The following is a 3,692-nucleotide window of genomic DNA, read 5'->3' as shown; positions in this document are numbered from 1 at the left end:
CGGTGCCGACGAGCTGGGCGGCACCGGCGAGGCGGGCGGAGCCGGCGAAGCGGGCGAACTGGGCGGAGTCGGTGGGGTCGACGGTGGACTCGGCTGTGGGGATGCCGCCGGCAGCGGCGGGGCGCTCGGTGCGCCCGTCGGCCTGGGAGCCGATGATCCCGGTGGGCTAGAAGACGACGGTCTCTCGCCAGGGACCTTGGTCTCCGGCGTCCGGGACGATTGTGATGTTTTACACGGGCTGACCGGCGACGACCCGCATCCTCCCAGCTGTGCAGGAGCACCACCGGATGTCACGACCACGGGCAGCAACCGGCGGGCCGGGCCGGGTGACGGTGGCCTGGGGCGCCAGCCGCCGAGCGCCACCTTCGCCGCGGCCAGCCCGCTGCGCACCGCGCCCTCCATGGTCGCGGGCCAGTCCGTATCGGTCCACGCGCCGGCCAGCGCGAGGCCGGGCAGTCCGGTGGCCGGGCCGGGGCGCAGCGCCCGGGTACCGGGGGCCTGCCGGAACGTCGCGGTGCGTTCCCGGGTGACGAACACCTCGACCGCCTCGGCGTCCCGCGCGGCGGGCAGTAGCCGACGCATCTCCTCGACGAAGATGTCACGGATCTCACCGGCGGGCCGGTCGATCCAGTCGTCCGCGGCCGACAGGGAGATCGCCAGGTACTGCGCGCCCGCGCGCTCGGGGTGATCGGCCACCGACTCGGCGATCCCGCTGGAGGCCGTCCGGTCGAAGACCCACTGGACGGGGGAGCCCACCACGGCCAGGAAGGGCCCCGCCAGCACCGGCCGGTCGTAGATCATATGGACGTTGACGATCGGTGACGAGCCGAGGTCGACGAACCGTTCCGGATCCGCCACCGCGCCCTCGGGCAGCAGGGCGGCCGCCGCCGGCGGTGGCACGGCGAGCACCACCGAGTCGGCGTCGAGCGTGCCGCTGTCGGTGACCACCCGCCACCCGGTGGCTGTCCGGTCGATCGTACGGACCTTCACGCCGGTCCGCACGTCCGCGCCGACGTCGGCGAGCTCCGAGGCCGCCGCCTCCCCGTGCAGCCGCTGGAGGGGCACCTCCGCCCAGCCGATGTCCCCGGCGTCGGCCCGCTCCAGCAGGCCGGTGCGCACGACCTTGGCGGCGAGCCCGAGGGAGGCCGCGTCCGCGGGGGCGTTGAGGGTGGCGACGGTCAGCAGCTCCCACAGCGCCTCGATCGTGGCCGGTGACTGGCCCCGGCGGGCCAGCCAGCTGCCGAACGAGACACCGTCCACCTCGGGCCGGCTCGGGTCGAGCCGGCCCAGCCGGTAGGCGGCGAGCGCGGCCCGCAGCCGCTGGCCGAGCGGGAACGCGCGGTATCCCAGCAGCGCCGGGGTCAGGTGCAGCGGCGCCGGCCAGGGGATGCGGGTACGCCGCAGCCGGGCGTTCGTACCGGAGCCGGCGAGCAGCACCGGGACGTCCAGCCGCGGCTGGAGGGTGGTCAGGTGCTCGACGCCGAGCCGGCGGAGGAACCCACGGTAGGCGGTGCAGCAGCGCATGAAGACGTGCTGGCCGGTGTCGACCCACAGCCCGTCCCTGGCGAACGAGGCGGTGGCGCCGCCCAGCCGCGGCCGCGCCTCCAGCACGGTCACGTCCGCGCCGATGTCCGCGGCGGTCAGCGCGGCCGACAGGCCGGCGAGCCCGCCACCGACGACGACCATCCGGTGGCCGCCCGGCGCCGGCGGCGGCCCGACGGCAAGCGTCACGGCAGGCTGTGCCGCGGCGGGTGATGCCGTGACAGCCCGCGTCCGCTGTGACGGTGCCGCGTCCGACGGCGTCCCGGTGCCCACGCTCATGCGGCCGACACCTCCGGGCGCCCGGCCAGGCTGCGCGCGGCCACCACCGCCTTCTCCCAGCCCGGCAGCGACAGCCGTTGCTGCAGGACGGGGGTGGGGTCGGTCCTGATCCGGCGGTTGAGCCGCAGGTAGATCCCGGCCATCGCCCCGCAGCAGGCGGCGCTGCGCCGGTCGAGCATGGTCAGCAGTTTCAGACCGCGCCCGTACCATTCGTCGGCCCGCTGCGCGCACTCCCGGAGGTAATCGACGAGTGCGTCCTCGGGACCGCCGAGCCGGCCGTCCGGGCCGAGGGCAAGGGTGATCCCGGCCTTTTCCAGTTCGGCCCGGGGCAGATAGATCCGGCCGGTAATCAGGTCCTCCCGGACGTCTCGGAGAATGTTGGTCTGTTGCAGGGCGATCCCGAGCTCGTCGGCGACCGTGGCGGCTCCCGCGTCCGCGCGCGCCGCCTGCGTGCCGAAGATCCCCAGTGACAGGCGCCCGATCGTGCCGGCCACCCGTCGGCAGTACTCGACAAGGTCGTCGAAGGACTCGTAGGTGACCCCACGCAGATCCATCTCGACACCGTCGATCAGTTCGCAGAAGGCGTCCAGCGGGATGGGGAACCGCCGGCAGGCGTCATCCAGAGCTATCAGAACCGGGTCGGAGCCGGCCGCGCCGAGCCCTGTGATGTCCGCCCGGGCCACGGCCAGGCGGGTGGCCTTCTCCTCGAGGGGCAGGTCGCCATCGCCGATGTCGTCGAGCCGGCGGGCGAAGGCGTACACCGCGGACAGCGCCGCCCGTTTGTCGACCGGCAGCAGCCGGATGCCGTAGGCGAAGTTGCGCGCGGCCTCGCGGGTCAACGCCTCACAGGACGCGTACGCTTCCTCTACCGTCGGCGACCGGAAACGACCGTCGTAGATCATTCGCCACCTCCACCCGCGGCGGGCCTGTTGATGATCCCGCCGCCGGTGACCAGCGGCGGCAGCGCGACACGCGCCGAGCGGGCCGCCCGCCTGGCGGACGGGGTGAGCGAGGCCAGCGCCACCGTCAGGGCGTAGCGGGCGATCCGCGGCTTCGGCGCGGTCGGGGCGCCGCCGAGGACGTCGCACCCGGCCCGCTCGACCGCGTCCAGCGCCGCGCGGCCACCGCCGACGAACCCGGCCAGGACCAGCCGCAGCCGGCCCTCGACGAGGCCCACCAGCGGTGTGCCCTCGTCGAGGATCCGGCGGGCGCGCAGCACCTGGAAGGCGATCAGCTCCCGTACCGCCGGGCCGGCGCTGGGGTGCGCGAGGTCCCGCTCACGTACCCCGAAGCTGTCGAGGTCCTCCCGGGGCAGGTAGATCCGGCCGGCGGCATAGTCCTCGGCCACGTCCTGTACATGCTCGACGATCTGCAGCGCCGTGCAGACCCGGTTCGACAGCTCGACCCGGTCAGGGGTGCTGACGCCGAAGACACCGAGCACCATGTGCCCCACCGGGTCGGCGGACAGGGTGCAGTAACGCAGCAGGTCGTCGAAGGTGTCGTAGCGGGTGACCAGCTGGTCCTGCCGGTTGGCCGCGACGAGCCGGCGGAACGGCTCCGGCGCCAGGCCGCATTCCCGGACGGTCGGCGCCAGCGCCTGGATGACCGGGAGTGTCGGCGTCCCGCCCCAGATCTTCTCAAGATCGTCTTCCAGCGCGTCGAGCAGCGCGAGCCGGTCGCCGGCCGCCTCGTCACCGATGTCGTCGACGAGACGGGCGAATCCGTAGATCGCGAACAGGTGCTGCCGCTGCCGGGCCGGCAGGATCAGCGGAGACACCGGGAAGTTCTCGGCGGAAGCCGCCCGCAGCACATCCTGGGGTGAGGACGTGAGGGCGTTCCCGGGCAGCGGCAGCAGCTGTTCGCGATCTACG

General features: G+C 74.0%; 3 protein-coding genes. All 3 read right to left on the bottom strand.

Features of this window, described 5'->3' with window-relative positions; all coding sequences use genetic code 11:
• Nucleotides 1-1,686: hydroxysqualene dehydroxylase HpnE (gene hpnE, locus AC5LSR_RS19285; protein WP_493468767.1), on the bottom strand; the 1,686-nt coding region annotated here is incomplete at its 3' end.
• A 131-nt stretch (nt 1,687-1,817) separates the two neighbouring features.
• Nucleotides 1,818-2,723: a presqualene diphosphate synthase HpnD gene (hpnD, locus tag AC5LSR_RS19280; RefSeq protein ID WP_250286107.1), complete on the bottom strand. Its 906-nt coding sequence runs from the start codon at nt 2,721-2,723 to the stop codon at nt 1,818-1,820.
• The gene (gene hpnC / locus AC5LSR_RS19275; protein ID WP_493468766.1) at nt 2,720-3,676 is read right to left on the bottom strand and encodes a squalene synthase HpnC; all 957 of its coding nucleotides are present in this window, start codon (nt 3,674-3,676) and stop codon (nt 2,720-2,722) included. Before hpnC ends, hpnD begins: the two co-directional genes overlap by 4 nt.
• Nucleotides 3,677-3,692: the final 16 nt, after the last annotated feature.

Source organism: Protofrankia sp. CiP1_Cm_nod4, from assembly GCF_982290645.1.
Note: the sequence above shows the minus strand (reverse complement) of the source record. Positions and strands in the feature narration are given on the sequence as shown.

Excerpts from the sequence above, each read along its gene's own strand:
- hpnD (WP_250286107.1), bottom strand. The coding sequence starts at position 2,723 with ATGATCTACGACGGTCGTTTCCGGTCGCCGACGGTAGAGGAAGCGTAC.